This is a genomic window from Chitinophaga sp., from assembly GCF_036566945.1.
In the GTDB taxonomy this organism is placed as follows: domain Bacteria; phylum Bacteroidota; class Bacteroidia; order Chitinophagales; family Chitinophagaceae; genus Chitinophaga.
Window position 1 is genome coordinate 1 of record NZ_DATCVJ010000173.1, and the last position, 6281, is coordinate 6281.

The following is a 6281-nucleotide window of genomic DNA, read 5'->3' on the forward strand; positions in this document are numbered from 1 at the left end:
TTTCGGAAACTTCCTGCTCATGCTTAAAGGCATGTTTTCCCGCCCGGAAAACATGAAGATGTACTGGAAGCAATTTATGCAGCAATGTGTGGATATCGGCGTAGGGTCGTTTGGGATAGTGTTTATTATTTCCCTGTTTATGGGAGGTGTAACCACGCTGCAAACAGCCTATCAGCTGGTAAGTCCTATCATACCTAAAAGTACCATCGCGCAGGTGGTACGCGATACTATTATCCTGGAATTTGCGCCTACCCTGACCTGTATTGTACTGGCCGGTGTGGTGGGTTCTAAAATAGCTTCGGAACTGGGTAATATGCGGATATCAGAACAAATTGATGCCCTGGAAATTATGGGTATCAATACCAAAGGATACCTGATTGCACCCAAAATTATGGCCGCCATATTGATGATACCTGTGCTGGTAGCCATTGCCGGCTTCCTCGGTATTTTTGGTGGTAAGGCAGCAGGTGAATTATCCGGTATCATTTCTTCTGAACAGTTTATGCAGGGACTCCGGCAGGAGTTTAAAGCATACAACGTATTTTTTGCAATGGCCAAATCCTATACGTTCGGATTTATTATTGCCAGCGTATCGGCCTATTATGGCTACAATGTTTCTGGTGGAGCACTGGAAATAGGTAAGGCCAGCACCACCTCCGTTGTGGTAAGCTGCGTGCTGATATTATTCATGGACTACGCATTAACGGCTATATTACTGTAATCATGATTGAACTGCAAGACATAAGAAAGAGCTTTGGCGAAAAGGAAATACTGAAGGGCGTATCAACCATCATGGAGCCCGGCAAAGTAAACCTGATCATCGGTTCCAGCGGTAGCGGTAAAACCGTGATGATGAAATGCATCGTAGGACTGATGGGCGTAGATCAGGGAAAAGTACTGTACGACAACCAGGACTTTACCGCTATGGAAGAAAAAGAAAAGAAAGTAATACGCCAGGAAATAGGCATGCTGTTCCAGGGTTCCGCCCTGTTCGACAGTATGACCGTGGAACAAAACGTCATGTTTCCACTGGACATGTTCGGTACCGGCACCCATAAAGAAAAGAAAGCCCGCGTGGAAGAGTGCCTGGAAAGGGTACAACTGAAAGAAGCCGCTAAGAAATTTCCGGCCGAAATCAGCGGTGGTATGAAGAAAAGAGTGGGTATTGCCCGCGCCATCGTACTCAATCCAAAATACCTTTTCTGCGATGAACCCAATTCCGGTCTGGATCCGCAAACGTCACTGCTCATAGATAAACTCATCACCGAGCTCACCAAAGAATATAATATCACCACCGTGATCAATACCCACGATATGAACACCGTAATGGAAAGCGGCGACCATATTGTATATATGTACCAGGGCCAGAAGCAATGGGAGGGTAGTAATAAAGACATTGTATTCAGTAAAGACCAGAAGCTAAACGACTTTATTTTTGCATCTGAGTTCCTGAGAGAAGCCAAGGAAATGCGGCAGCTGGAGATGTTTAAGGATGGTAAATGGCGGGAGCAGCTGAAGAAGGAGCAGGAGCAGGATAAAAAGTAATATCTTCAATCTAATATGATTATATGAAGATTAAACAATTGACCATACAAAACTATAAGTCCATAAAGGAGCTGAAGATCGTTGATCCTGCTCCTTTTTCGGCATTTATAGGAGCCAATGGGGTGGGGAAGAGTAATATTTTTGAGGCGGTGGAGTTCCTGGCGATAGCTTGGAATGTGCGTAGAGATACAGCAATTGAATTATTTGGTGGTTGGGATACAATTTCAAATAAAAAATTGAAAAGGAATTACAGTATTGAGATTTCCTTAGACACATATCCAGCTCCATCTGAGGATATTTTGACCTCTGTGGGTGTGGGGTATGGGATGAGATTTTTGAAACCCGGATCCAATCTTTTACATGAAAGCCATAGCGAGACTAGCAATAAGGTAGCTGAAGTAAATGAGGATCCCACTGGGTATTTTTCAAAGACTGCTTTAGGTTTTGATTCTTCACGGATCTTTGTCGGTCAAATCGACAAGGTGAAATTAAACATAGACAGCAGCCATCAATTAAAACTTGATGGGAGCAATTTGGAAAAAGTTTTGAAACGCCTGTTGCTGATAGAATCGATAAAAGATGAAATGTTTGAGTGGTTGTCTCTATTCATCCCCGAATTTGAGAAATTGGAAGTTTATTCAGACAATATTAGTGGCAGGGATACCTTACAGCTCACCATGAAAGGCTACAAGGATCCTTTCGGCCGCAATCTCATTTCCGATGGCTCCTACAATATTCTCTGCCTGCTCACCGCAGTATATCAATCAGACAAACCTCAGTTCCTCTGTATTGAAGAACCTGAAAATGGCCTAAACCCTTACGTAGTAAGACAATTGGTTCAGTTTTTCAGGTCTCAATGTGAAGAGAAGGGCCATTATATTTGGGTAAATACCCACTCCCAAACCCTCGTTTCTCAGTTAAAGGCAAGTGAAGTTATACTGGTAGACAAGAAAGATGGATTTACGGAGATTAAGCAACTAAAAGACAATGACCTGCACGGCTTGCCCTTGGATGAGGCCTGGTTGACCAACGCCCTCGGAGGTGGCCTCCCATGGTAAAAGTGGGATTCATTTGTGAAGGAGATTGTGAAAAGTTTATGCTGGATTCGGAGGCCTTTCAACAAATATTGGTTAAAAATAACATACAATTTATTGGTGCCATCAATGCTGCTGGCAACGGGAATCTGCTTCCTAAATATCTGGAAAGTTTTCGTGAAGTATTAAAAGCGAAGGGCGCCGAAAAGATAATTATCGTGGCGGACCTTGAAACTGACCCCTGTTTTACTACGGCCAAAGCCAGGATAGCAGCCTCGCCGGAAGATGTAGTGGTGATCGTCAGAAAACAATTTGAAGCCTGGATACTGGCAGATAATAATTTAATGCAATTTCTTACCAAAGAATTAGGATATTCCTTCGAAACGCCTGAAAATGAACAGGTTCCATTTCAAGCCATCCGCGAAATCGTGCAATTGAAAACTGGTCAGGGCGTAGGGCCCACTAAGACTATTTTCTGCAAAAGAGCCATCAGATGGGGTTTTTCCATCGAAAACGCCGCAAAGCATCCAAATTGCCCCAGCGCCAATTATTTTCTAAACCAATTGGTAGCTTTATCTTAAAGGTGCTAAATTGCAGAATTATAGAAATCGGCTTATTTTTGCCGTCCAGAAGAATCAGACATATAATATTAAACCAATAAAACAAGCGCGATGAGTGTTTTAGTTAATAAGGATAGTAAAGTGATTGTTCAGGGATTTACCGGTACTGAAGGTACATTCCATGCTACTCAGATGATTGAATACGGTACCCAGGTAGTGGGTGGTGTTACACCGGGTAAAGGTGGCAGCACGCATCTCGAGCGTCCGGTATTCAATACGGTGGCCGATGCAGTAAAAGCAACCGGTGCAAATGTTTCTATCATTTTTGTACCTCCGGCTTTTGCAGCTGATGCAATCATGGAAGCTACCGAAGCTGGTATTGCGCTGGTGGTATGTATCACGGAAGGTATTCCTGTGCAGGATATGATCAAAGCGAAAAACTTCCTGCAAGGCACCACTACCCGCCTCATCGGACCAAACTGTCCTGGTGTTATCACTGCAGATGAAGCTAAAGTAGGTATCATGCCCGGCTTTATCTTCAAAAAAGGTAAAATCGGTATCGTTTCTAAATCAGGAACTTTGACTTACGAAGCTGCTGACCAGGTGGTTAAAGCCGGTTTAGGCGTTTCTACAGCGATCGGTATCGGTGGAGATCCAATCATCGGTACACCTACCAAAGATGCGGTAGAACTGCTGATGAACGATCCTGAAACAGAAGGTATCATCATGATCGGTGAAATTGGTGGTAGCATGGAAGCAGAAGCTGCCCAGTGGATCAAAGAACATGGTACTAAACCAGTAGTAGGCTTCATCGCTGGCCAAACAGCTCCTCCAGGACGCCGTATGGGTCACGCGGGTGCTATCATTGGTGGTGCAGAAGATACTGCTGCTGCTAAAATGAAGATCATGGCTGAATGCGGTGTAACCGTAGTGGAAAGCCCTGCTAACATTGGTAAAACAATGGCAGAAGTACTGAGCAAGAAAGCAGTACTGGCATAATTTATCTGCCGGAAAAAATATATAAAGGTGAAAAGTGAAACGGAATTACTCCTTCGCTTTTCACCTTTTTTTGTCCCCATTTATGGAAACCATGGAGCTACCTGCATCCTCTCCAAAAGAAGTAACTTACTGTAAATAACGATCCTATATGCGTTTATTCGTCGGAATATTCATTGTTTTAATCTTTAGCAGCAACAAGATGATGGCCCAGTTTAATTATGATAATTCATGGAAGAAAATAACGGCACTGGAAGAAAAAGGATTACCTAAATCCGCACTGGAAGTAGTAAATGATATCTATGCACACGCCGTGAAAGACAAAGCCACTGCGCAACAAATCAAAGCCCTGATCTTCCAGCTGAAGTACAATGCCCAGATCAATGATAGCAGCACCCTGCAGAATATGCAGAAAATGGATCAGCAAATCACCGCCGCCACCGGTGCGCAGAAAGCAATCCTGCAAAGTATTAAAGCGGAAATGTTGCTCCGGTATTTTCAAAGTAACCGTTATAAGTTCTATGATCGCACCGACATTGCCAACGATGAAGGAACAGACGTGAGCACCTGGGGCGCCGATAAACTACATCAGCAAATTTCGGCCAGCTATCAGGCGTCACTATCAGATAAAGCGCTGTTGGAAAAGACCGCCCTCACAGAGTTTGATCCCATTATCGTAAAAGGTAATACCCGCGCCTTACGCGGAACCCTGTACGATTTGCTGGCCCACCGTGCACTGGAATATTTCAAATCAGGAGAGTCAACGGTGACCAATCCTGCCAACCAGTTTGAGCTGACAGATCCCGCTGCTTTCGCGCCGGCAACGACTTTTGCCGCACATCAATTTACTACCACCGACAACAATTCCCTGCAATATCATGCCCTGCTGATTTTGCAGGAACTGATCCGTTTACATGCCGGCGATAAAGCCGCGCTCCTGGATATCGATGTAGAAAGAATTACCTACATGAACCAGGTAGCTGTCATGGAAAATAAAGGAGCCCTTTATCTGCAGGCGCTGCAACAGATGGAACTGGCCTATACCGGCCAGCCGGAAGTAACCGACGTATTGCACTTACAGGCGGCTTATTACCTGGAGCAAGGCCAGTCTGATAAAGATGGCAAAGGCGAAGCCATGAAAAAAGCGAAAGCCATTTGTGAAAAAGCCATCGCATTGGCGCCGAAATCCGCTGGTGGCGTACTTTGTGCAGAAACGCTGAACGAGATCATGGCCATGTCCATAGAACTGGTAACAGAAGCCGTAAATGTACCAGCACTTCCGTTCCGCGCCCTCGTGAAATATCAGAATATCAGTAAAATATATCTGCGCATCGTGAAGGTAGACGAAGCATTTCTGCAATCATTGCAAAAGGCACAGAACAACTATGCCACCAAAGAAAATGCTTACATGAAATTGATACTGGGCCGCCCGGTAGTCAAAGCATGGGAACAGGCATTGCCAGACCCTAAGGACTATATCACCCACAAAGCAGAAATAAAGATAGACGCCTTGCCAGCAGGACATTATATGCTGCTGTCCAGCGTAGATCCTAAATTCGTAATCAAAAATAATCCTATTGCCGTACACCTGACCTGGGTATCCGGTATCAGTTACCTGGAAAATAATGATACCTACTATGCGCTGGATCGTAGCAGTGGCAAGCCATTAAGCGGAATCAAGGTAGATGTGATGAAGCTGAGAAATGGCGGCGACTACGACAACTGGATCCTGCAACAATCGCTGGTTACCGGGAAGGACGGCAGCATAAAGGTGGCTCCCATTAAAGAAGGTGGCCGCTTACGCTTCCATTGGAAAAACGGGGTAGATGAACTGTATGAAGATGAATACAAATACTTCTATAATTATAACGAGCCGAACGAAAAGTCTGTTCCTCAAACCTTTCTGTTCGCGGATAGAAGTATTTATCGCCCGGGCCAAACCATCTACTTCAAAGGTATTGTACTAAAGAAGCGTTCAAAAGAAACACAGAGCGATATCCTCGCCAACTATACTACCACACTGTTTTTGTATGATGTAAATGGTGATAAAGTAGATTCTATCAACGTCACTACTAATGAATACGGTAGTTATTCAGGTAAGTTTGTATTACCGGAGGGCCGCATGAATGGTAGCTTTAGCCTGAGA

Annotated in this window: 6 protein-coding genes; all 6 read left to right on the forward strand. The window is 44.3% G+C overall.

Going from position 1 to position 6281, the window contains the following annotated elements:
• Positions 1-721, forward strand: a 721-nt coding sequence (locus VIP81_RS04965) for an ABC transporter permease (RefSeq protein WP_331957370.1), incomplete at its 5' end; no start/stop codon positions are given.
• Between the two features lie 2 nt (positions 722-723).
• Positions 724-1545, forward strand: a complete 822-nt coding sequence (locus tag VIP81_RS04970; RefSeq protein ID WP_331957371.1) for an ABC transporter ATP-binding protein — start codon at positions 724-726, stop codon at positions 1543-1545.
• A gap of 23 nt (positions 1546-1568) precedes the next feature.
• Complete coding sequence (locus VIP81_RS04975) at positions 1569-2603, forward strand: AAA family ATPase (RefSeq protein ID WP_331957372.1); 1035 nt, start codon at positions 1569-1571, stop codon at positions 2601-2603.
• 38 nt (positions 2604-2641) lie between these two features.
• Positions 2642-3160: a hypothetical protein gene (locus tag VIP81_RS04980; protein WP_331957373.1), complete on the forward strand. Its 519-nt coding sequence runs from the start codon at positions 2642-2644 to the stop codon at positions 3158-3160.
• Between the two features lie 90 nt (positions 3161-3250).
• Positions 3251-4138 carry a succinate--CoA ligase subunit alpha gene (gene sucD / locus VIP81_RS04985; protein WP_133807376.1) on the forward strand — a complete coding sequence of 296 codons (888 nt, stop codon included), beginning with the start codon at positions 3251-3253 and terminating at the stop codon, positions 4136-4138.
• A 148-nt stretch (positions 4139-4286) separates the two neighbouring features.
• On the forward strand, positions 4287-6281 hold a 1995-nt coding region (locus tag VIP81_RS04990), incomplete at its 3' end, for an MG2 domain-containing protein (RefSeq protein ID WP_331957374.1).